The sequence below is a fragment of the Sulfolobus tengchongensis genome, assembly GCF_036967215.1.
GTDB classification, from domain to species: Archaea; Thermoproteota; Thermoprotei_A; order Sulfolobales; family Sulfolobaceae; genus Saccharolobus; species Saccharolobus tengchongensis_A.
In genome coordinates, this window is the sequence record NZ_CP146016.1 from 2,258,352 (window position 1) to 2,281,967 (window position 23,616).

Consider the following 23,616-nt stretch of genomic DNA (forward strand, 5'->3'; position numbering starts at 1 on the left):
TAAGCTAAGTAGTAGTGTGTAAGGTCTTTTTAATAATATTATAATCGTTAATGAATTGACAAGAGAGTAAACTAATTTATTCTTCTATAGTATATTAAGGTGTTGTGGGTGAGTGAAAATTAGCAAAACTGAAAAAAGACTTAGACAACCAATTGTAGTAGTACTAGGACATGTCGACCATGGCAAAACTACCCTTCTTGATAAAATTAGAGGTACGACAGTGGTTAAGAAGGAACCGGGTGAAATGACGCAAGAAGTAGGTGCTAGTTTCGTTCCAAGCTATGTCATAGAAAAACTAGCTGAACCGCTGAAAAAAGTTATACCAATAAAACTACAGATACCAGGCTTATTATTCATCGATACACCAGGTCATGAGTACTTCTCGAACTTAAGGAGAAGAGGGGGAAGTGTAGCAGATATTGCAATACTCGTAGTTGATATAACAGAAGGTTTACAAAAGCAGTCAATTGAGTCAATTCAGATATTAAGAGAAAGGAAAGTTCCATTCTTAATTGCAGCAAATAAAATAGATAGAATACCTGGTTGGAAAGCAAACAATGATTTACCATTCTTAGAAACAATCGAGAAACAAAGAAATGACGTCAAAGTCTATCTAGATAATCTAATTTATAATCTAGTCTCCCAGCTAGCAAATCTTGGTTTCAATGCTGAAAGATATGATAGAATAAAGGATTTCACTAAAACAGTTGCAATAGTTCCCGTTTCAGCAAAAACTGGTGAAGGTATAGCGGACCTTTTAGCACTACTTGCTGGTTTAACTCAAAGATATTTAGAAACTAGATTAAGATTCGCGGAAGGCCCTGCAAAAGGAGTAATATTAGAGGTAAAGGAGGACCCTGGTTTAGGGCATACAATAGATGTTATAATCTACGACGGTGTACTCAAGAGAAATGATACTATAATACTAGGAGGAATCAATGGTATTATTATTACTAAGGTTAGAGGAATCTTCGTTCCTAAACCACTACAAGATATGAAAGTTAGCAAATATGATCTAACACCAATAGATGAAGCATATGCAGCAGCTGGAGTCAAGGTTTCAGCGCCTAATTTAGAGGAAGCATTAGCAGGGTCGCCAATTTACGTAATTGAAGACGAATCTAAAATAGAACAGTACAAAAAACAGATAGAAGAAGAAATTAAAGAGGTAAGGTTTTACAACGATATTGACGGTATTGTACTTAAAGCTGATAGCTTAGGAACCTTGGAGGCTCTAGTAAACGCACTACAACGTGAAGGAATCCCAATAAGGTTAGCTGATATAGGACCTATCTCTAAGAGAGATGTTTTAGAGGCGAGTATAGTGGCTCAAAGGTCAAAAGAGTATGGAATAATTGCGTCTTTCAGAGTTAGGATATTGCCTGGTACTGATACAAATGGAATAAAGATACTATATAGCGAAATAATATATCAATTAATTGAAGACATTAAGAAATACATTAACGAAGTAAAGGAAATGGAAAAGAGGCGTACATTCGATAGTTTAATCCTACCCGGTAAGATAAGGATACTACCTGGTTACGTTTTTAGGCGCAGCGACCCAATAATAGTTGGCGTTGAAGTATTAGGGGGAATTATAAAACCTAAATACCCGCTAATAAAAGATGATGGAAGAAAAATAGGAGAAGTACTCCAAATCCAAGATAATAAGAAAACAGTTGAGAGAGCAAATAAGGGGATGGAAGTAGCAATATCGATAAAAAGTAATGCAATGATAGGGAGACATATAAATGAGGGAGACGTACTATATACCGACGTACCTAAAGAAGATTTGGAGATATTGGTTAACAAGTATTCAAGTTCCATAACAGAGGATATGAAGGAAGTTATAAAAGAACTGATAAAAATAAAGAGAAAAGAAGACCCACTTTATGGATTAGGTTTACAAATCTAATTTATCAAAAAATATCGACATTTCTCGCTGTGCCTTCTCCAGAGAATCTGAAGCATGAATTACATTTTCTGACTTAGATAGAGCATAATCTCCTCGTATAGTACCTGGCGGTGCTTCTTTAGGATCTGTATTTCCAATCATTCTTCTCACAACTTGAACCACTTCATCACCTTCTATTACCATGCAAACTACTGGACCCGAAGTTACGTAATTTATGAGATCTTCAAAGAAGTTTTTTCCTTTATGCTCCTCATATAATCTCTCAGCAGTTTCTCTAGACATTTTAACCATCTTCAATGCTATGATTTTCAATCCTCTCTTTTCAAATCTGCTGATTATTTCTCCTATTAATCCTCTTTTTACTCCATCTGGTTTTATCATTACAAACGTCCTTTGGACTGCCATTTTCATCTTACCTTCATATATCTTGTAGTCCATTTGTACTTCTTTGGATCTCTGTGATACTTTAACATGGACTTTCTACATTTACTTGAACAGAACCACAAAATTGTACCATCATTTCTAACGTACATCAGTCCCGTACCTGGAGATATTTCGTGCCCACAGAAACTGCATTGCTTGACACTAGGCATTTAAACCACAAATAAACAATATGGGTGAAGTATTTAAGTGAATTGTTTATAGTAATAGCTGGTGGAAAAATGAGTGAGAAAGCTCAACAATCACAAAGTTCCTCCATAATAGAAGAATTTGGATTTCCAGCAGAAGTAATTCAGATTTTAGATAGAACTGGAGTAACTGGAGAAGTTACACAGGTTAGGGTAAGGGTGCTAGAAGGTAGAGATAAGGGAAGAATACTTACGAGAAATGTAAAAGGCCCAGTAAGAGTAGGTGACATACTAATACTAAGAGAAACAGAAAGGGAGGCTAGAAAAATAACAACTAAGAGGTAATAAAAACTAATGCCGTTATATATTGTTGATAAGCCTTTAACGTTACATATACTAACACAGCTTAGGGATAAAAATACTGACCAAATTAATTTTAGAAAGAACATGGTTAGATTAGGAAGAATCCTAGGCTATGAAATTGCTAACACCTTAGATTATGAAATAATAGAAATAGAAACTCCATTAAATGTTAAAACAAAAGGGATAGATATAGTCGATCTAAATAATATAGTAATTATAAACATATTAAGAGCTGCCGTTCCATTAGTTGAAGGTTTGTTAAAGGCATTTCCAAAAGCGAGACAAGGTGTAATCGCAGCGAGCAGAGTAGAAATAAATGGGGCAGAAGTACCTAAGGAGATGCAAGTAACAATATACTATAAAAAGATACCAGAAATAAAGGCTGGAATTGACAATGTAATAATAGCTGATCCCATGATAGCAACTGCAAGTACCATGCTAAAAGTCCTTGAGGAAATTGTAAGAGCTAATCCTAAAAGAATATATATTGTATCCGTAATTTCTTCAAAATATGGAATTGATAGAATACTCTCTAACTATCCTTCTGTTTATCTTTTTACAGTCTCTATTGATCCTGAACTTAATAAAAAAGGATACATTTTACCTGGTCTTGGAGATGCCGGAGATAGAGCATTCGGGTGAGAATCCTTGGATGAAGATGTAAAAATAGGATTAGAAGTGCATGTTCATATAACAGCGTTGAAGACTAAGCTTTTTTGCTCTTGTCCAGCAGACTATACTGGAAAAGATCCCAATACAGTAACTTGTCCCGTATGTTTAGGATTGCCTGGTGCAATTCCTGTTTTAAATGAAAATGCTATTAAGTTTGGAATATTAACTGCATTAGCCCTTAATTGTGAAATTGCAGATAAACTGATATTTGATAGAAAGCATTATTTTTATCCAGATATGTCCAAAAATTATCAAATATCGCAATATGACGGGCCAGGTAGTATGGCCATAGCTAAAAATGGATATATTAAATTAAATGAGAAAATTATAAGAATTAGAAGAATAAATATAGAAGAGGATCCTGCGAAAATTGTTTACCCTACGGGCTCTATATTAACTAGTAAGTACACCTTACTAGATTATAATAGATCCGGAACACCGCTATTAGAAATTGTTACTGAACCAGATTTAAGATCAGGTAAGGAAGCTAGGTTATTTTTGGAAAAATTAAGATCCATTCTAGAACATCTGGGAGTTTGTGACTGCAACATAGAAGGTGCTATGAAGGCTGATGTTAACATTTCAGTAAAAGGTGGCGAAAGAGTAGAGGTGAAAAATGTCGGTTCTCCTAAAGATGTTGAAGATGCCATCAATTATGAAATTGCTAGACAGAGAGCAAGCGTATTGCAAGGAATAAAAGTTGATAGAGAAACTAGACATTGGGATAATGAAAGAAAGGTCACTGTACCATTACGAACTAAAGAGACTGAGGAGGACTATAGATATTTTCCAGACCCTGACTTACCACCATACCCCATAACACCAGAACTTATTAAGAAGATTAAGTTTGAAATGCCAGAATTGCCAGATCAAAGAGCAGAAAGGTTAGTTAAACAGTATAATATCTCCTCTTATCAAGCTCAAGTCTTAGTCAATGAAAAAGCATTAGCGGATTTATTTGAAGAAGTAGCCCAGAAATATAAGAACTATACAAAAATTGCTAACCTTCTAATTAATGATTATTTAAGATGGCTTAATGAGAATAATGTTACAGTGGCTCAAAGTAAAGCTAAAGCTAGCCATATTATAGAATTATTTGAATATTTAGACTCAGGCGTAATATCAATAAAGATAGCTAAAGAGCTCTTACCAGAAATTATTTTAACAGGAAAAACACCAACTCAACTTATTAAAGAAAAGAATATGACTAACATAAAAGATAGAGAATTTCTAGAGAAAGTGGTAGATGAAGTACTACGTGAGGAAAAGGAGGCTGCAGAGAAAGCCAAAAAAGATCCGAAAGTTGTAAACTACCTAGTAGGAATAGTAATGAAGAAAACTGGAAAGAGAGCAGACCCATCAATAACAAATGAAATAATAAAACGAAAACTAGGATTAACGTAACAGATGGAGATCATAATGATACAAAATATGCAAGTAAAGGAAAAGGAACTAAGATTAAGACTATTTAGCGTAGATATCCTAAAGGAATTAAAAAATATTTATACCTATAAGGAGTTGTCTGATTTTTTCAATATTCAAGAAAGTTTAATATGTAGATACGTTAATGGAAGAACAATACCGAGCGAAAGACAAGCCTTAGAGATAGTAACTAGAGTAAAGAATAAGGATTTTCTTTATAATTTCTTTATAAAAAAGATAAAAGTCTACGAGGACGATTACATAGACGTATCTAACTTATTATTTTACCCTAGCTTGTTAAGGCTATTCCTAGAACTATATCTTATAAAACTTAGTAAAGCGCAGGACATAACAAAAGTAGTAGGAATTGCATCTAATGGCATACCATTTGCAACAATAGTATCATCTATATTGGAAAGACCACTTATCATATCGAAGAAGCACAAGGATTCTACTCAAATATCATATATTGAAGAAAATATAAGAGAAGGCAATGGTGTAATTTCAACAATTTACTTGAGAGAGGATTATATTTCTAAAAAGGATAGGATACTTATAGTTGACGACGTAATTAGAAGTGGTAAAACTCTCCTTTCACTATATAGCTTGATAAGTAAGGCAAATGCATCTGTAGTAGGTGCTTTTATAATAGCGACTAACACTGACAGTTGGAAGGGCAAATTAGCAAATAAAGATCTGAATGTAACGGTGCTTTTTAAAGTATGAGCCTAGCTAAGGTTTACAAAAACGTATACATAGTAGGAGGTAAAATAGTAGATGAAAATGATACAAACGCGTATTTAATTTATAACGAAATTAATGACTACTATCTCTTAATAGATACAACGACCGGAATTAACATTCGGTATGTAATAGAGGGGCTATTAGAAATTATGAGAGGACAGAATAAACTAAAATATATAATATTAACTAGTTGTAAAATAGAAAATAGTGGTGGTTTGAGTTATATTTATAATATTTTTAAACCCATTACAGTAGCTCATTTCCCAGACTCAATTATGATTAGAAAAGGTGAGTGTCAAAATACTTCATACAGTCCGTCCCCTATATCTTTAGAGATTAAGGATAAAAAATACAATTTAGATATTTTTTCAATATTCCTAAGTAAGACTATAACTAATGGTAATATTTTGATAAAGTATAAAGATATAATATTTTCGGGTAGCAATACTAAGATCTCGCCATATTATAAAAACGCAAAATATATTTGTGATATAAACAACTGTAGATCAATAAGTGACTAGTATGGTCTTCGAAGAAAATTGTCAATCTTGTGGAAAACTAAGGGAAATAAAATACTGTTCTATACTTAAAATTAATGTTTGCTATGAGTGTTGTACGCTTTGTAAGAAGCGAAGCGAATGTGATCTAAGGGTTTGGTTTAAGCAACTCATCCCGACTAAAAAACAACAAATTAAAAAACAAGAAAAAACTAATTTAGAAAAATATTTCTAACTTTACAGAGTGTTAAAAGACTTATACGTATTCCTATATATGTCTGAGTTCTCAAGCATAGAGGCCATTCGCTTATACTTTATAGCATCTCCTAAAGAGTTTTCGCCGTGTTCTTTAGTCCATCTATCAAGCGGTATTTGATACTCCTTTAATACCTTATCCCTGTATAAATCATTTAATACATTGTAGGTACAGAATGGAATTACTCTCCCATCTGGTACTACGTAATGAATATCACATCTCATCACTCTCTGTACATCATAGTTATATAGATCCATGAAGTGCATAGTCCCTAAGAACAATGTTCTATAATGCCATTCTCCTAGTGCCTCATAATTATGATGAATTATTATATTATATAACATCTTGTATACATCAAAGTCTTTAGGTCCTTGTTCTTTATCTATAAACTTCCTTATGCTGTATAATACCTTGCTTGCAACCCATACCTTATTTGCACCTTCTCTTAGTTCCTCTTCTTTTTCTTTAAGATATTCTAATAGACCTTCTAGATCAATGAACTTTGATATAGGAATAAAGTGAGGCTCATGGTTTCTCCATTCTACATAAACATATGTCCCAGCTCCACATGATGGATGATTAGCCATTTCAAATTGCTCCTTGCCAGTTAGAGCTTCAACTAATCTCGAAAATACTACTGAGGTGCCTATAGGATACCAGCTATCTTTAGTTATTTCACCATTAGTTTGCTCTTCTATATTCTTTATTACTTCTGGTATTGTGATTCTAAACTTAGCTCTCATATTTCTCTTCATCATCCCAGTTAAGCTAACTGGTTGGAAGTTCACTGACCTAACTACGTCCATATTATATGCGGCAAATCTGACAATATTCCCCAGATCATTATCATTAACTGTCTTAATTACAGTAGGAACTAGTACCACACTTGTCATACCAGCTCTTCTAAATACTTCTAGTGTATAAGGAATTTCCCAATGATTCTTGGGATTAGTCTTCCTAGTAGTGCCGTCAAAACTCATATAAATAGTATTTACACCTGCTTCTCTAAGGGCTCTAGCATATTTAATTGCCTTATCAGGATCCTCTAGATATAGCTTAGCAAAAGTTCCTCCCCATGTATTTAACTGAATATGCTTTACGCCATTTTCTCTAAGCATCCTTATAATCTCTATTATATCTTCTCTTAATGTAGGTTCTCCACCAGTTACTTGAATTACTAGTGTTATGTCTTGTTTCTTTAATTGGTCTACCATGAATTTTATTTGTTCTAATGTTGGTTCGTAAACATATCCAGCCTTCTCTGCGTAGAAGAAGCAATACCAACAAGATAAGTCACACCTATTAGTGATTACCAAGTTAACAAGTGCTGAATGTTGATGATGCATTGGACATAGACCACAGTTATAAGGACAAGGTGATTTAAGATCCACATAAGGTACTTTAGGACCCTTTCCTTCATATTCCCAATAATCAAATTTATAATATAAACTGGAATCCGCATAATACAAATCTTCAAATTCGCCATGTTCTGGGCATATTTTCCTTATAAATAATTTACCCTCTTTCTCAAATATAGTTGCAGGCAACAGTCTATAACAAACTGGGCATAGTGAGTGCGTTACTCTAACCAATTTCTCGTCTTTAGCTAATGTAGGCAAAGGTCCACCTATCTTAATTTCCTTCTCTCCAAATTTCACTACTCCTTCTTCGAAACTGGATGGTGCAGGTAAAAGTCTAGAGTGCCTCTCAGTATTTACTATTTGAGCCATTAAATGTAAGATTGATGGTCTTTATATATAAACATATTCTCTTTCACTTACATACATTCAGTTAATACCATCCAGTAAAATTATCCCAACCAGTATTTTTAATAATTTGATTCTTATAGCTTAAAATATTATGATTATTTGTAATTCTCCCTATAATTAACGGATTATATGCTAAATATTGTAAATCGTTTATCATCTCCTCTACTGGTGAGCCCTTATCCAAAATAAGAATTGGTAAAAATTCTTCACCAGAATATTTTAAAATATCATATTCAGTTAGATTAGAATACGACTTCAATATTTTAACTACATTTAAATCAAGTGGTAGACTAGTAATTTGTATACCTAAATTGAAATTATAGATTATGTTATACAACGATACTATGAGACCATCGCTGATATCTGTAGAGTATTTTATAAATTTACAATATTTTTTCATAAAAAGCAAAAGAGCCTTATTAACTATAGGATGCTTCACCTTAATTAATGCTTTAGATGAAATAGGAATGCGGAAATTATTAAGATATGAAATAAAAACATTTGTTGTGTATCCAATATAGTCACCAATTAGTACGAGGTCTCCTTCTTGTAAAATCTTGTCACTTGTATCACATACGAGGTCTCCTTCTATAAAGATATCAACCCAACCGTTAAAATCTGAATCGTTTAGATCACCTCCTACATATCTACCTCCATAATAGTGAATAGCATCAGATATTCCATTAAGCAACTCTTTTGCTTTATCTACTTCTATATTGGGATTTAACCCTAATGACACCAAATAGAAGTTAGGTTTAATTCCTTTAGCTATAATGTCACTCGTTGATGCTGTAACGGCTTTCCATCCAATATCATAATACGTCATAAACGGAAAAGCGTAAGAAAGCTTAAATCCATCAATCTTGTAACCTTTATTTTCACTTATAAAAACATCGTCTAAAAGATTAATATCTACATAATTCCTAATAATTTTTTTAATAAATTCATGCTCGCCTATATCTTTTAGTCTCATAATTACATTATCTATTTCATATTCTATACTATTAAAAATGTTAAGCCGCCGGCGGGATTCGAACCCGCGACCACCGGCTCTCTCATTCTGGGTACGAGGCCGGCGCTCTGACCGAGCTGAGCTACGGCGGCACCATTTTATTCTATCGTTATTAGATTATTTAAAGCTTAAAATGTTAAGGGTAACTCTAAGTTAGATCCGCAATTTAGTTTTTAATGGAGTCTTCAGCAAAACAAAACACATAGAGTTTATCAAACGTGTATAGTAGATGTCCTAGCAATTGATTTTTGATGATTCGAAGAAGTAAATAAACTCTTAAAATGATTCTACCATGCTAGATAATTAGATGTAAGTCAAAGATTTAATATTAATTGTGAATTTCGAATTACCTCTTGAGAATAACTTATAGCTCTTTCAATTAGTTTATAATAGGATCCTAAGTAATTCTTAGGATTAAGTATCTCCTCTAGCTCATTTCTAGAGAAATAGCTTAATATTAGGTTATCTTCAAGACAAACCTCCAATAGTGACTTTCCAGTTTGTTTTACCTTTGATGTTAGTTTATTCACATATTGATGTGCTTCATGTCTTTTCATACCTTTTAATGTTAAATTTATCATTAAACTTTCAGCCATTATTTGACCTTTAGTTAAATTTAAATTCCTCTCCATATTTTCAAAGTTTATTCTTAGTGATTTTAAAAGATTTATCATACTATCTAATATTTCATCTATAATTAAGAATTGATGTGAAAGTATTATTCTCTCAGATGAGCTATTGGTTAGATCTCTCTCATGCCATAATGGAATGTTTTCCAGTGAAGCTACTACGAGAGAACGCAAAATTTTCGCTAAACCGCCTATTTTTTCGGATATCACTGGATTTTCCTTTTGAGGCATAGTACTACTTCCGACTCGTCCTTCCACACCCTCACCTATTTCGTTTATTTCAGGTCTCATTAACTCTCTGACTTCCAGCGCAAATCTATCACATTGAGAAGACAAAATAGCTAGATCAGCAGTTAATTCCGCAAAGGCATCACGCGGAGCAACTTGTGTTGAGATCTCATGAGGCTTTAATTCTAAAGTCTCCATTACGCTCTTTTCAATTTCTAGCCCTTTGTCCCCCCATGCAGCCATTGTGCCTACAGCTCCGGACATCTTGCCCTTTACTATTCTTTTTTCTACCTCATTTAATCTCTCTAAAGATCTAGAAAGTTCATAAATATAATTTGCAATTTTAAAGCCAAAAGTTATTGGTAGTGCATGTTGTCCATGTGTCCTCCCTACCATTACGAGATCCCTATATTTGATTGCCAAATTTGTCATAATTTCCAATATTTTTATTAATTTATGTTTTACAAGAGTTATCGCGTCTTTAAGGATTAGGGCGTATGCAGTATCTACTATGTCATAACTTGTAGCACCAAAATGGATAAATCGACCAGACTCTCCACTTCGTTCTGCCATTAACACAACCATAGCCATAACATCATGGCCTATCTTGGACTCTAATTCATCTACTTCTTCTGGCCTTATTGTCATAGCAGCTCGCTCTACTTTCTGAATATCATCTTCGCTTACTAAACCGTATTTACTTAGAGCTTTTAATAACGCTATTTCAACTTGAATTCTTCTCTTTAATACCTCTTCTCTGCTGAAAAGTCTTCTCATTTCATTGCTTCCATATCTCCACTCTAAGGGACATATACTTTCATCCATGGCTAATTGCAAGTTATGTTTAACATTTATTAACTTATATATCAATCTCACACCAATGATAATCGGAACACTCGGCAGTCATTCTGCATTACAAATATTACATGGAGCTAAGAAAGAAGGTTTCCAAACTGCAGTAGTAGCTGATAAAAAAAGAGAAGATTTTTATAGAAATTTTAGTTTTATTGATAATATCCTCTCTTACGATTCGCTAGATAATGCTGTCATACAGATTAATAAAATGAAGGATAATGGAATTTTAATACCACACGGTAGTTTAGTTGAATATTTAGGTAAGGAAAGAGTAGATAAAATTCAAACAAAAATTTTTGGAAATAGAAAGATATTTGAATGGGAAGCAGATCAAAAGAAGAAAATGGAGTTATTAAGGAAATCTCACATAAAGATTCCAGAGATATTTGAACGAGTAGAAGATGTAGATAGATTAGTAATAGTGAAACTTAATGGAGCTAAAGGAGGAAAAGGATATTTTTTAGCGAAAAATAAGAGTGAAGTAAAAGAAGGCATATCCAATCTAATTAACAGCAAAATGATAAAAAGTGAAGAAGAAGTAATAATACAAGAATTCGTAATAGGAGTACCAATGTATTTTCAATTTTTCTATAGTTATATGCTAAATAGAACAGAAATCTTTGGAATAGATATAAGATACGAAACTAATATAGATGGACTAAGAAGACTCCCTTACAATTATATTAAGGAGACGAATCCGAGTCCGACTTTTGTAGTTGTAGGTAACATTCCGGCAGTAGCTAGAGAAAGTTTATTACCAGTTGCGTTGGAATATGCGAATAATTTTGTCAAAACAACTAAAGAATTAGTACCGCCGGGTATAATAGGGCCATTCTGCCTAGAGTCAATAGTAACCGATAACATGGACATAGTGGTTTTCGAATTCTCTGGGAGAATAGTAGCCGGGACTAATTTATACGTGAATGGGAGTCCTTATAGTTGGCTTTACTGGGACGAACCCATGAGCATGGGAAGAAGAATAGCACGAGAAATTAAAATTGCCAATGAAAAAGATAAGTTAAATTTGGTGGTGAGTTAAATGAATTTAAAAATCGCAGCATTGGCCAGCCATTCTGCACTAGATGTTTTTGATGGTGCAAAAGATGAGGGCTTTCAAACCATCGGATTGTGTAAAAAGGGGAGAGAAAGACCATATTTAGAATTTAAAGCCATTATGGATAGATGTATCCTTCTAGATGACTTTAAAGAGATCGTTTCAGATAGAGTGCAAGACGAACTGATAAAGGAGAATGCAATAATTATCCCTAACAGAAGCCTAGCAGTTTATTTAGGATATGACGACTTAGAGAGAATGAAAGTAAAGATTTTCGGCAACAGATACATGCTAAGATGGGAAGAAAGAATAGGTGAGAAAAATTATTATAAAATACTTAATGAGGCCAAAATACCCTCGCCAAGGATATTTAAACCTGAAGAAATTGATAGACCAGTAATAGTCAAATTACCGGAGGCTAAAAGGAGAGTAGAAAGAGGATTCTTTTTTGCAGTAAATAAAGAGGATTTCTATAATAAACTTGATGACTTACTAAGAAAAAATATAATAGATGAAGAAAGTGTAAAAAACATGGTGATAGAAGAATTCGTTTTTGGTGCACATTTTAATTTAAATTATTTTTATAGCGAAATTTTTAACAGATTAGAGCTAATAAGTATAGATAGGAGAATCCAAAGTGATTGGGATACCTTATACAGACTACCTGCAGATATTCAACTAAAACTGAATAGAGTACCTAGATTAATAGAAGTAGGCCATGAACCAGTTACAATCAGAGAGAGTTTATTAGAGAAAGTTTTCGAAATAGGTCATAAATTCGTAGAGGCTACTAAAAAACTAGAACCACCAGGGATAATAGGACCATTTACATTACAAGTTATGGTAACTCCAGACCTAGATCTCGTGGTATACGACGTTGCACCTAGAATAGGGGGAGGCACTAACGCGTATATGGGAATCGGCAGTCAATACTCTAAGTTTTACTTCGGAAAACCAATAAGCCTCGGAAGGAGAATAGCACTAGAAATAAAATATGCAATAATAAATAATTTAACCGAAAAAATACTAAGTTAGAATCTTAATTATCGTTTTAAAGGCTTACATCAAGAGTTTGATCATAAAAACTACGTATTTATCATTATAAAAAAGGCATAGATATGCTTAAATAAAATAAAGAAGAGGTATACAAAACGGTGCTTAATGTTATATTTAGTAGTCGGAGGATTTTTTGGCGATGAAGGAAAAGGAAAAGTAGCAGCTTATTTAGGGATTAAAGATAAGCCAAAATTAAGTGTAAGAACTGGATCAATAAATGCAGGCCATACTGTAACATATTCAAATAAAACTTGGAAGTTGAGAATTTTGCCATCAGCATTCATAAATAAGTCCACCGAAGTAGCACTAGGACCAGGTGCTCTTACCTCTTTGGAAGTATTATTCAAAGAGATGAGAGAAACCGAAACCTATGATAGATTGTATATTGATCCTCATGTTGGAATTATAACCGATGAGGAGAGACAAGAAGAGAAAAGAGATGAATATCTCATGAACGTTATTGGTAGTACTGGTCAAGGTGTGGGGTATGCTGAAAGTAAAAGAATATTAAGAAAATTAAAACTGGCTAAAGATTATAAGGAACTAGAAAGATTCGTCACAAATGTACCAAATAGGATATTAGAATACTTAGATAATGGATATAAGGTACTTATAGAGGGAACTCAAGGACATTATTTAAGTTTATATCATGGAGAATACCCATATGTCACTAGCAGGAATACAACAGCTTCAGGAATATTAAGTGAGGCAGGAATAGGTCCTAAATATGTAGATGACATTATAATAGTTTTTAAGAGTTACGTTACTAGGGTAGGAAAAGGTCCACTTGAAGGAGAACTATCTGAAGAAGAGGCAAAAAAACTTGGCCTGGTTGAGTATGGCACTGTAACAGGGAGATTAAGGAGAGTAGCTCAGTTTAACATTAAGTTAGCTAGAGACGCTATAAGAATAAATTCGGCTACGCAAGTTGCCATAACTAAGTTAGATGCATTATTTAAAGATGCGTATGGAATAAGAGAGTATGAAAAGTTACCCGTAGAGGCTAAAAAATGGTTAGACGAGTTACAAGAGGAGTTGAAAACCCCCATCACACTTATCGGAACGGGAGAGGATGCGTTAGATATGATAGATCTAAGAAAAGAGGTGAGTTGAATTGAGTTCTTATGATGTAGTGATTGTAGGAGGAGGACCCGCGGGGTTATTTGCAGCTTACGAGTTAGCTAATATAGCAAAGGAAAACATATCAAATTATAAGATATTACTGATAGATAAAGGAGTTAGAGCAATCAAAAGAACTTGCCCTTTATTATCACCAAAAGAAAAGTGCACATTTTGCAATCCATGCCACATAATGTACGGCTTTGGAGGAGCAGGAACGTTTAGCAGTGGAATAATAAACTTGCGCCCAGATATCGGAGGAGAATTACATGAAATAACTAGAAGCTGGGATAAGGCTCAGGATTTGATAAATTATGTAGACGATATATTTGTGAAATTTGGAGCTCCTAAAGATAGAATTTTTGAACCTAACATGGAAAAAGTTAAGGAAATTCAAAGAAGGGCAGCAAAGGTAGGTGCGGAATTTGTACCTATCAGACAGAGACACATGGGAACTGATAAAACACCAATAGTAATAGAAAATATCGTAAACTATGTAGAGAAAAGTGGTATTAAAATAAGTGAGCTGAACGAGGTATTAGATATAGAGAAGAAAGGAAATAAATTCTTACTTAAGACAAGTAAACAAGGAGAAATAGAATCTAAAGTCGTTCTTGTAGCACCAGGTAGAGCAGGTGCTAGATGGTTCTATGAACAAGCCAAGAAGTTGGGGGTAGATACTATACCGGGACCCTTAGATATAGGAGTTAGAGTAGAAGTGGAATCATTCGTATTTGATGAACTTACTGAGGCTGTATGGGATCCAAAAGTAATACTATATTCAAAGAGATATGATGATAAAGTTAGAACGTTCTGCGTGAATCCTAGAGGTTACATAATGAAGGAAGTCTACGATGATGGAACAATTGGCGTAAATGGAGAAACATATGTGGATAAGAAGAGCAATAATACTAATTTCGCCTTTTTAACAACAATCAAACTTTCTGATCCGCTCGAAGATACTATAGAATATGGGAAAAGCATAGCCAGGTTAATGACTAGGTTAGGTGGTGGAAGACCAATATTACAAAGGTTAATAGACTTCGAAAAGGGAAGAAGAAGTACATGGGAAAGAATAAACAGATCAACCGTTAAACCAACTTTAAGAGATGTGACACCAGGTGACATAAGCATGGGACTACCTTATAGAGTCGTTGATAATTTAATTGACGGATTAGAAAGACTTGACAATATAGCACCTGGTATATTTTCTTCAAATACTCTACTTTACGCGCCAGAAATTAAATACTATAGTGTAAAAGTCGTGGTAGATCATAATATGGAAACTGTAGTAGATAACTTGTTTGCTGCCGGTGATGGTGCAGGTTTGTCTAGAGGAATAAATGTAGCTGCCGCAACTGGTATTCTAGCTGCAAGAGGTATTGCGATCAAACTAGGATTAGATTAATATATCACGTTACCATTTTTTCAATATATGAATCAAGTTGAAATTTCAGATATTGACAAGGAAATATTAATGAAACTAGAATACGAATTTCCTTTTGATCCGCAACCTTTTAAAATTATTAGTGAAGAGTTGATGATATCCGAAGACGAATTACTTACTAGAGTTAAGAAACTACTTGAAGCTGGCGTAATTAAGAGAATAGGTATGTATGTTAGTTTCAGAGCAAAAGGAATGGATGGTGCACTAATTGCCGCTCGTATAGCGCCAGATAAAATAGAAAAATTTAGAAAGATAGCCCTTGGAATAAGGGAATTAACTCACAATTATGTTAGGGATCATCCAAAATATAATATCTGGTTTGTACTAAAGGCTAGTGATAGAGATACTCTAAATAAGAATGTTAAGGAATTACTTAATCAAGTAGATTCTAATGATTACGTAATATTATATTCTAAAAGGACATTAAAACTAAGTGTAAAATATGATGTAATAAGAGGTGTATCATGGAGTCCAAATAATGTAAGGAATCTAGGCAAAGTACCTACAGCAGAAGAATTAGGAATAAGTAAGGAATTACTTATAGATTTATCTTATCCATTAAAAATCTCACAGAGACCATTTAAAGATCTGGCTGAAAAGCATAAAATGAAAGAGGAAGAACTAGTTGAACTGATAAAGGAATTACATGAAAAAAATGTAATCAAAGACTATGGAGCCACACTTAATGGAGAAAAAGTAGGAATAGTTGAAAATGGAATGGTATTGCTAAATACTGATAACGTAGAACAAGCGTGTGAAAGGCTAGCCTTAAATATAAAAGAAGCAACGCATGTGGTACTTAGAGAAGCAAGTGATGAATCTTGGAAATACCTATGCTATAGTATGATACATGCAAGTAAAAAGGAGATTATAAAAAATGTAGCAAAAGAAATAGCAAAAGAAACTAACTCAAGAAGTTATATGATATTATTTAGTATAGATAACTTAAAGCCTGGAATTGTTATCTAATTTTAGAAAAAGATCCCTTTAGTTTTAATACTGAAGTTGATTTCAATAATTTTTCTATAAACTCCTTGTTTGACATATCACCCTCATATTCTAGATAAAAATAATATTGCCAAGGGATTGATTTTAACGGCCTAGAATATATCATTAAGATGTTTATATTGTATTCATAAAATACTTGAAGAACTTTATAAAGTGCGCCAGGCTTATGAGGAACTGTGAACATCACCATGGACTTATCTCCATTAAATCTAATCTCTTTTGATATGATTATAAACCTAGTATAGTTATTATCATAATTTAGCTTATTAAGAATAATATTTAGATTATAAAGTTTAGCTGCAAAAGCAGAACAAATAGCTGCGGCTTCTAGATCTTGTGATGCAATCTGAGCGGCTTTCGATGTACTTTCCACTGGTATATAGTCATTAAATCCTAATTCTTTTATTCTTTCTCTAGCTTCATTAAAAGCATGGGGATGGGAATATATTTTTTTAATTTTCCTTATATCATCGCTTTTGCTTGCTAGTACTAACTCAATTCTTCTCTCTATCTCTCCTATAACGTGAATATCATCGTACGTATACAAGTTATCCAGTGTTTCATTCACAGGACCCTCAAGACTATTTTCTATTGGAACTACGCCTATAGAGTTATTTGTTTTACTTATAGCGTTAAATATTGATGAAATTGTAGGGTTGCTTTTTAATTCCCCCTTAAGTATAATTGCTGCCTCATGGGTAAAACTTCCTTCTGGTCCTAAATAATAAATTCCATTTACATCTACCACCTACTCTTCTAAAATCTAAGATTAATAAATCATTCTACAATTTTTACATCTATTCCTTCATTTATTAAATTAGTTAGAAGCAAACTAAGAGATTCTGAGGATTGAAGTTCAAACGTGATGTATATTTTAGTATAACCAGGCAATACATCACTACTATGCCTATCATGAACTATATCAATTATATTTCCCCTAATTTTTACTACATAACTTAGCACTTTATTTAATTGCCCAGGTTTGTCTGGAACTATCACCCTTACCTTAACTACCCTTTTCTGCTTATATAAGAATTTTTCTGTAATTGTAGATAATAATGATAAGTCTATATTCCCTCCACTTATTAGAGAAATAACCCTTTTATCTAGTCCACTTACTTTTATCTTCCCTGAAATGAGAGCCGCAAGCGATGATGCGCCAGCACCTTCAGCTAAGGTTTTACTTCTCTCTAAAAGTAAGACTATGGCTTCGGCTATTTCCTCATCATCTACCAATACTATATCATCTACCAATTCATTTACAATACCAAAAGTTAGGTCAGAAGGAGATTTAACTAAAATACCATCAGCTATAGAATAACTAGGTTCTACTTCTATAAGTCTCCCTAAATCCTTCGAGACTTTCATTGAGGGTGATGAAGAGGATTGAACGCCTATTATCTTAATGTTCGGAAATCTGTATTTTAGAGCTACACTTATACCAGAAATTAGACCACCGCCACCTATAGGAATGATCACGTAATCTGGTTTAATATCGTATAATTCAATTCCTATAGTTCCTTGACCTGCTATTACATCTAAGTCGCCATATGGATGAACAAAAACTAAACCAGAATTCTGAATTAGCTCTTCGGCCTTTTTCATACTTTCATGCAAATATTTACCGTATAGAACAACTTCGGCTCCATAAGATCTTGTAGCTAAATACTTAGATGCTGGAGCAGTTTCTGGCATAACAATTACAGACCTTATACCTAAAGTAGACGCTGCGTAGGCTACTCCTTGTGCATGATTACCAGCAGAAACAGCGATAACTCCTTTTTTCTTTTCTTCATCCTTTAAGGATAGTAATTTGTTGAACGCTCCTCTAACCTTAAATGAACCAGTCTTTTGTAAATTTTCCAGCTTAAGATAAACCTTTGCATTAACTATTCTTGAAAAAGTCGTAGAATAGTCTATTGGAGTTTCATGTACATATTGCCCTATTCTTTCCTTAGCTAACTTAATTTTTTCAAAATACTCTAGATACGTCATCCGTAAAACCCTGCCTTCATCAATCATTCAGCATTCGAGGGCTTCTTCATTATCTCGTTAATTTTTACATTTATTTTTTTAAATGTTTCATCAAGAGTTTCTGGCATAACCTTGGTATTAAATATTACTGGCATAAAGTTTGAATCCCCATTCCACCTAGGGACAACATGAACATGAACATGCGATTCTATCCCAGCTCCTGCTACTCTACCTATATTCACACCTATGTTGAACCCATCGGGGTTATATACTTCTCTAATAGCCCTTATTGACAAATTGACTAAGTTAAACACGTCTAATGACTCCTCACTAGTGAGAAGTTCAATTGAGGGAAGATGCCTATAAGGCACAATCATAACATGAGCCGTGTTATAAGGGAAAGCATTAAGTATTATAAACGCATACTTACTCCTATATACTATATAGTTTTGTTGGTCATTATCTTCTTTCACAACCCTACAGAACAAACATTCGCCTCCCTTTGCTTTGCTAGAGTCAGCTATATATTTAGCTCTCCATGGAGCCCATAAAATATCCATAAATAATATACATATCAACAACACATAAAATATTAACTTCTATTCCTCTGCATCCCTTATTCCTTCTTCAGTTAATGCAAACACAACCTCACCTTCTGGAAGATGAGGGGCATCTACGACTCTTGCTATTCTTCTATTTCCTCTACTCTTCTTAAGTTGGACTCTTATTCCTGGTACGTGATATAAAGTATGGCCACCTACTGCTACTGTAGGATCTCCATAAAACATGTCTGGTCTGGCCATTACTTGATTAGTTATAATAACTGCTATATCATAAACCTCTGCTAATCTAGTTAATTGATGCAAATGCTTATTTAACTTCTGTTGCCTAACAGCTAAATTCTCCCTACCCGGATATTCTGCTCTAAAGTGAGAAGTAACCGAATCTACAATAATTAGCTTAATTGAAGGATCTTTACTGACCAATTCTTGCAAATCGTCTACTATAGCTATTTGATGATCAGTATTTATAGCCCTTATATAATATATATTATTCATAACATTATCTATATCTAATCCCAATGCCTTAGCCATATTTTCGATCCTTTCCCATCTAAATGTTCCTTCTGTATCTATATATACAGCCTTACCGGATAATCCACCCTTTTCAGGTGGAAGTTGTACATTAACACTTAATTGATGACACAATTGTGTCTTGCCAGAGCCAAATTCCCCAAAAAACTCAGTCATAGTCCTTGTTTCTATACCTCCTCCTAGCAGACCATCTAATGCTTGACTACCAGTAGTTATTTTCCTAACATTCATGCGTTCTTTTTTGATTTCCAGTGCTGTCTTGAATCTTATATCCAACGCATCTCTTGCTTCCTTAATTATCTTTTGTGCTGTGGATAACGGTATCCCAGCTGCTATACTTAGGTCTTGTGGAGAGGCTACAGCTAATGCTTCTAATGATGAATAGCCGGCCTCAATTAGTTTATTAATTACAGTCTGACTAATGCCGGACAGATCATTGATACTTTTTACATTCTTTTTCTGTTGTATCTCATTTGACATTATTATCACCGACTACTTATACTAGACAAATACCTCTGATTTCTAACTTTTATATTTATCCACCACGCCTTAAATACCATCCTATATCTTTAGTTGGTATTATCTCCGATAATCCTCTCCTTCTATTTTTAAATATCTTCACATAGGCTATAAAATTACCCAAATTATCAACAGCTATTGCATCTCTAAGATTATATACCAAGCCCATATATATTGGTTTTTTATATATTAACTTGTACAGTAAATTGTAATCTTTTATTACTATCTTATTCTTACACATATTCACTAAATAGCTTCCGAAAGCTAACGTAGGTAAAACTTCAATATCATTATAAACAACTATAGGTACACCAACAGAATATGGATGAAAATTTATACTTATCAAATTATTTATAAAATTTAGCAGAATATTATTATCACTATTAAACATAAATATTTGATTATATTTACCTTTAAGTTCAAAAAACTGCCTATCATGTACGAACTCGTCTAACTTATCCTTACATCCATATCTTAGGAATATAACCTCTAGTTTCGCCTTCACTTTGTCTAAATCAATAATACTAAATCTCATTTTCACTCCTTCTTTAAAAGGCATAGGAAAAACCCCTCAGTACCGTGAATATGTGGAAAAAACCTTAAACAGTTTTTTAAATCATCACTAAACTTAACATTACGGTAAATGGTATAGCCATTTAATGCAGGATAATTGTTTACGGGTATAATCTTCATTCCTAATCTCTCAGTAGCGAAATTTACAACTAATTCATCCTCCTCTGGTCCTATACTACATGTAGAATAAACCACGTATCCACCTTCTCTTAATAGGTCATAAGCTACTTTCATTAAAGATAACTGAATTAAAGAGAAGTTTTTCAAGTCCTCTATTGTAGTTTTATATCGTCTAGTAGGGTCCTTTTGAACTATCCCTTCACCGCTACAAGGAGCGTCTAACAGTATCTTATCAAAACTTATTTCTTTCACTTTTGTCAAATTCGATACATCTGTTCTAATTACCATTACATTTTCTGCTCCCAATCTATTAATATTACTTATTAGTGATCTAACTCTATCTCGATTCTTCTCTACTGCCACGACCAGACCTTTATTTTGCATTATTTGAGAAAGTTGTGTAGTTTTACCGCCAGGAGCTGCAGCCATATCCAATACAACATCGCTTGATGAAGGATTTAGGACATACGCTGGTACCATAGAAGCTAAACCTTGAATATGATAATATCCTAATAGGTATTCGAGAGTCGAACCTAAAGACGGTTTAGATGGTAACTTCTTAATAACATAACCGTGAGGGAGCCATTGTACCTTTTCCATTATAAAACCCTTTTCTGACATAATGTTCTCTAAAGCATTACATTCTACTTTTAACGTGTTACATCTAATGCTTTTCTTTAATGGAAAACTGCACGAAAATAAATATTCTTCAACTTCTTTTATATCAAGAAACATATTTAAATATCTTTCAATCATATAATCTAGAAAACTATACTTAGATGCAAGTTTCTTCGATTCATAAGAAGGAGAAATATCAAAGATCCTTTCATATTGGCTTAAATATTCTGCTACGAGATTTTCCATCAGAGAATAATGATTGAAAAGGAGGTTAAAATAGTAGTTGAGCAACCACCTATAAATCAATTGAAGGAATTACTAGATAGAGATCTAAAATTTCTAAACATAGAACATCAAGAAGATATTTACTTTAACTTTATCTATAGAAATTTTAAAATGAGCGATGAAGCTGTAAGAATAAGAATAAATGACAAAGGGATTGAATTAACATATAAAGGGCCTAAGTTTAATTCATCATTAAAAGCTAGGGAAGAAATAACCATTTCGGTAAATGATCTTGATAAAACAATTCATTTTTTAGATAGACTCGGATTTTATCCAGTGATAACGATCAAAAAAACCAGAATTAACTACCTAGACGATTCCTTTCTAATTTCGTTAGATCTAGTAGATAATTTGGGTCAATTTATAGAAATAGAAGCTATTCATGAAATTGAAGATGAGAAAATACATACATATGTTAATGATTTTATTAGAAAATATAAGATAAGAGGAAAGTTAACTACAAAATCTTATCTAGAGTTATTAATTGAGAAAAATGAGAAGAATTCCTCGTCAAATAGCAATACTTACTGATTTTGGAGCTGGAGATAATTACAATGGAGTTATGGAAGCTGTAATAAAAAGAATAAACCCTCAAGTTGAAATCACATATATAACTGGTGATAGTAAAAAATTTAATATAACTGCAGGAGCATATCTATTATATACTTCTTACAAATATTTTACCAGAAATACAATATTCTTAGTGGTTATAGATCCAGGAGTTGGAACTAGAAGAAGACCATTAATAATAAAGACAACTAACTATATGTTTGTAGGTCCAGATAATGGAGTTTTATTCCCAGCAGCTAAAAATGATGGTATTCAGAAGATAATAGAAATAAGTAATAATAAATTATATTTATCTAAAATGATATCAAATACGTTTCACGGAAGAGATATTTTCTCTGTAGCTGCAGCGTTTTTATCTGCAGGAATAGATCTTAACGTATTTGGAAACGAAGTAAAATTGGAAGACATAACTAAGTTAGATTTTGATTATAGAATAACAAAAAATGAAATCTGTGGAAAAGTAGTCTATATCGATCATTTTGGCAACGTAGCTACTAGCATACCTAGGGATGTAATATCAAATGCCTTTAATTACGATCAAGAGATAGTAGTAAAGGTAAATGATATGAAACACAACTGTAAATTCGTTAAAACATTCGGATATGGTAATGAAAACGAATTATTGATTTATTCTAATGGATATTTCATGCTCGAGATAGGAATTAATAAAGGGAGTGCACAAGATAAATTAAACGTTAAAGAAGGTGATGAAATCTGTATAGAGGGTTATACCCAGGAAGATTTCAGCCATTTCATTTAGGCCATTTAAATGTAGTTAAATGGAGCTTAGAAAGAGTTGATGAGTTAATAATTTTAGTGGGGAGTGCACAAGAAAGTCATACTGTAAGTAATCCATTTACTGCAGGCGAAAGAATAGAAATGATAAGAAACGCCTTGAGGGAGTCTGGAATAGATTTGTCAAGAATATATATAATACCAGTTCCTGATATATTGATGAATAATGTTTGGGCATATCACGTAAGTACATACACTCCTAAATTTGAGGTTGTATTCGCAAGGAATCCATTAGTAATTAGAATATTTAAGGAAGCTGGTTATAAAGTCGAAATTCCACCTCCATTCGATAGAGAGAAATTTAATTCTACGTACATAAGACGGCTTATAATTTTAAATGATAATTGGAGCGAGCTAGTACCTAAAGCTGTGCATAAGTATATTTTAGAGATTCGTGGTGATCAGAGATTAAAGGAAATTGTAGGCACCGATAAATGATTAGCTAAGAAATGT

The 23,616-nt window shown here is 33.3% G+C and carries 25 protein-coding genes and 1 tRNA gene; 14 read left to right on the top strand and 12 right to left on the bottom strand.

The window, feature by feature from the left end; genetic code table 11:
• The first annotated feature begins 112 nt into the window (after positions 1-112).
• On the top strand, positions 113-1,915 hold the full coding sequence (infB, locus tag V6M85_RS10915; RefSeq protein ID WP_338599926.1) for a translation initiation factor IF-2: 1,803 nt from the start codon (positions 113-115) through the stop codon (positions 1,913-1,915).
• Here the strand turns inward: infB and ndk are convergent.
• Positions 1,904-2,320, bottom strand: a complete 417-nt coding sequence (gene ndk, locus V6M85_RS10920; protein ID WP_338599928.1) for a nucleoside-diphosphate kinase — start codon at positions 2,318-2,320, stop codon at positions 1,904-1,906. The two genes, infB and ndk, sit on opposite strands and share 12 nt — an antisense overlap.
• A 2-nt stretch (positions 2,321-2,322) precedes the next feature.
• Positions 2,323-2,508: a 50S ribosomal protein L24e gene (locus V6M85_RS10925; protein ID WP_338599930.1), complete on the bottom strand. Its 186-nt coding sequence runs from the start codon at positions 2,506-2,508 to the stop codon at positions 2,323-2,325.
• 69 nt (positions 2,509-2,577) lie between these two features.
• Here V6M85_RS10925 and V6M85_RS10930 point away from each other — a divergent pair, with 69 nt between their 5' ends.
• The 5 genes from V6M85_RS10930 to V6M85_RS10950 are packed head-to-tail and all read left to right on the top strand — an operon-like array spanning position 2,578 to position 6,206.
• On the top strand, positions 2,578-2,829 hold the full coding sequence (locus tag V6M85_RS10930; RefSeq protein WP_338599932.1) for a 30S ribosomal protein S28e: 252 nt from the start codon (positions 2,578-2,580) through the stop codon (positions 2,827-2,829).
• 9 nt (positions 2,830-2,838) lie between these two features.
• On the top strand, positions 2,839-3,489 hold the full coding sequence (upp, locus tag V6M85_RS10935) for a uracil phosphoribosyltransferase (protein WP_338599934.1): 651 nt from the start codon (positions 2,839-2,841) through the stop codon (positions 3,487-3,489).
• A 6-nt stretch (positions 3,490-3,495) separates the two neighbouring features.
• Positions 3,496-4,923, top strand: coding sequence for an Asp-tRNA(Asn)/Glu-tRNA(Gln) amidotransferase subunit GatB (gene gatB, locus V6M85_RS10940; protein ID WP_338599937.1), 1,428 nt, complete (start codon positions 3,496-3,498; stop codon positions 4,921-4,923).
• 3 nt (positions 4,924-4,926) lie between these two features.
• Positions 4,927-5,667 (top strand): phosphoribosyltransferase family protein, encoded by a 741-nt coding sequence (locus V6M85_RS10945; protein ID WP_338599939.1) that lies wholly within the window; start codon positions 4,927-4,929, stop codon positions 5,665-5,667.
• Complete coding sequence (locus tag V6M85_RS10950) at positions 5,664-6,206, top strand: MBL fold metallo-hydrolase (protein ID WP_338599941.1); 543 nt, start codon at positions 5,664-5,666, stop codon at positions 6,204-6,206. Before V6M85_RS10945 ends, V6M85_RS10950 begins: the two co-directional genes overlap by 4 nt.
• 213 nt (positions 6,207-6,419) lie before the next feature.
• On the opposite strand, the gene tes is transcribed toward V6M85_RS10950, so the two are convergent.
• From tes to purB, 4 genes are all read right to left on the bottom strand, one after another.
• Complete coding sequence (gene tes, locus V6M85_RS10955) at positions 6,420-8,168, bottom strand: tetraether lipid synthase Tes (protein ID WP_338599943.1); 1,749 nt, start codon at positions 8,166-8,168, stop codon at positions 6,420-6,422.
• Positions 8,169-8,229: 61 nt separating this feature from the next.
• Positions 8,230-9,180 carry a thiamine-monophosphate kinase gene (locus tag V6M85_RS10960; protein WP_338599946.1) on the bottom strand — a complete coding sequence of 317 codons (951 nt, stop codon included), beginning with the start codon at positions 9,178-9,180 and terminating at the stop codon, positions 8,230-8,232.
• Positions 9,181-9,223: 43 nt separating this feature from the next.
• Positions 9,224-9,311 (bottom strand) — tRNA-Thr (locus V6M85_RS10965).
• Positions 9,312-9,533: 222 nt separating this feature from the next.
• Positions 9,534-10,952 (bottom strand): adenylosuccinate lyase, encoded by a 1,419-nt coding sequence (gene purB, locus V6M85_RS10970; protein ID WP_338599949.1) that lies wholly within the window; start codon positions 10,950-10,952, stop codon positions 9,534-9,536.
• A gap of 4 nt (positions 10,953-10,956) precedes the next feature.
• Here purB and V6M85_RS10975 point away from each other — a divergent pair, with 4 nt between their 5' ends.
• The 5 genes from V6M85_RS10975 to V6M85_RS10995 all read left to right on the top strand — a co-directional run bounded on the left by V6M85_RS10975 (position 10,957) and on the right by V6M85_RS10995 (position 16,576).
• A complete protein-coding gene (locus V6M85_RS10975; protein WP_338599953.1) occupies positions 10,957-11,970 on the top strand; it encodes a formate--phosphoribosylaminoimidazolecarboxamide ligase in 1,014 nt (337 codons plus the stop codon).
• Positions 11,971-13,020, top strand: a complete 1,050-nt coding sequence (locus V6M85_RS10980) for a formate--phosphoribosylaminoimidazolecarboxamide ligase family protein (protein WP_338599956.1) — start codon at positions 11,971-11,973, stop codon at positions 13,018-13,020.
• A gap of 126 nt (positions 13,021-13,146) precedes the next feature.
• The gene (locus tag V6M85_RS10985) at positions 13,147-14,154 is read left to right on the top strand and encodes an adenylosuccinate synthetase (RefSeq protein ID WP_338599959.1); all 1,008 of its coding nucleotides are present in this window, start codon (positions 13,147-13,149) and stop codon (positions 14,152-14,154) included.
• Position 14,155: 1 nt separating this feature from the next.
• Entirely contained in the window at positions 14,156-15,568 is a 1,413-nt protein-coding gene (locus V6M85_RS10990) for an NAD(P)/FAD-dependent oxidoreductase (protein WP_338599961.1), read from the top strand.
• 27 nt (positions 15,569-15,595) lie between these two features.
• Entirely contained in the window at positions 15,596-16,576 is a 981-nt protein-coding gene (locus V6M85_RS10995; RefSeq protein WP_338599963.1) for an Lrp/AsnC family transcriptional regulator, read from the top strand.
• Here the strand turns inward: V6M85_RS10995 and V6M85_RS11000 are convergent.
• The 6 genes from V6M85_RS11000 to V6M85_RS11025 are packed head-to-tail and all read right to left on the bottom strand — an operon-like array spanning position 16,569 to position 21,759.
• Positions 16,569-17,363 carry a prephenate dehydratase gene (locus tag V6M85_RS11000; RefSeq protein ID WP_338599966.1) on the bottom strand — a complete coding sequence of 265 codons (795 nt, stop codon included), beginning with the start codon at positions 17,361-17,363 and terminating at the stop codon, positions 16,569-16,571. The genes V6M85_RS10995 and V6M85_RS11000 overlap by 8 nt on opposite strands.
• A gap of 29 nt (positions 17,364-17,392) precedes the next feature.
• The gene (gene ilvA, locus V6M85_RS11005; RefSeq protein WP_338599969.1) at positions 17,393-18,610 is read right to left on the bottom strand and encodes a threonine ammonia-lyase; all 1,218 of its coding nucleotides are present in this window, start codon (positions 18,608-18,610) and stop codon (positions 17,393-17,395) included.
• A 23-nt stretch (positions 18,611-18,633) separates the two neighbouring features.
• The gene (locus V6M85_RS11010) at positions 18,634-19,149 is read right to left on the bottom strand and encodes an HIT domain-containing protein (protein WP_338599972.1); all 516 of its coding nucleotides are present in this window, start codon (positions 19,147-19,149) and stop codon (positions 18,634-18,636) included.
• A gap of 39 nt (positions 19,150-19,188) precedes the next feature.
• Positions 19,189-20,163, bottom strand: a complete 975-nt coding sequence (radA, locus tag V6M85_RS11015) for a DNA repair and recombination protein RadA (RefSeq protein ID WP_338599974.1) — start codon at positions 20,161-20,163, stop codon at positions 19,189-19,191.
• Between the two features lie 55 nt (positions 20,164-20,218).
• Complete coding sequence (locus V6M85_RS11020) at positions 20,219-20,761, bottom strand: hypothetical protein (RefSeq protein WP_338599977.1); 543 nt, start codon at positions 20,759-20,761, stop codon at positions 20,219-20,221.
• Positions 20,740-21,759, bottom strand: coding sequence for an RsmB/NOP family class I SAM-dependent RNA methyltransferase (locus V6M85_RS11025; RefSeq protein ID WP_338599979.1), 1,020 nt, complete (start codon positions 21,757-21,759; stop codon positions 20,740-20,742). The genes V6M85_RS11020 and V6M85_RS11025 overlap by 22 nt, the downstream gene beginning before the upstream one ends.
• 9 nt (positions 21,760-21,768) lie before the next feature.
• Between V6M85_RS11025 and cyaB the strand changes: the two genes are divergently transcribed.
• The 3 genes from cyaB to V6M85_RS11040 are packed head-to-tail and all read left to right on the top strand — an operon-like array spanning position 21,769 to position 23,601.
• On the top strand, positions 21,769-22,329 hold the full coding sequence (gene cyaB / locus V6M85_RS11030) for a class IV adenylate cyclase (protein ID WP_338599982.1): 561 nt from the start codon (positions 21,769-21,771) through the stop codon (positions 22,327-22,329).
• A complete protein-coding gene (locus tag V6M85_RS11035; protein ID WP_338599985.1) occupies positions 22,292-23,128 on the top strand; it encodes an S-adenosyl-l-methionine hydroxide adenosyltransferase family protein in 837 nt (278 codons plus the stop codon). Before cyaB ends, V6M85_RS11035 begins: the two co-directional genes overlap by 38 nt.
• Positions 23,083-23,601 (top strand): nicotinamide-nucleotide adenylyltransferase, encoded by a 519-nt coding sequence (locus V6M85_RS11040; protein WP_338604766.1) that lies wholly within the window; start codon positions 23,083-23,085, stop codon positions 23,599-23,601. The genes V6M85_RS11035 and V6M85_RS11040 overlap by 46 nt, the downstream gene beginning before the upstream one ends.
• Positions 23,602-23,616: the final 15 nt, after the last annotated feature.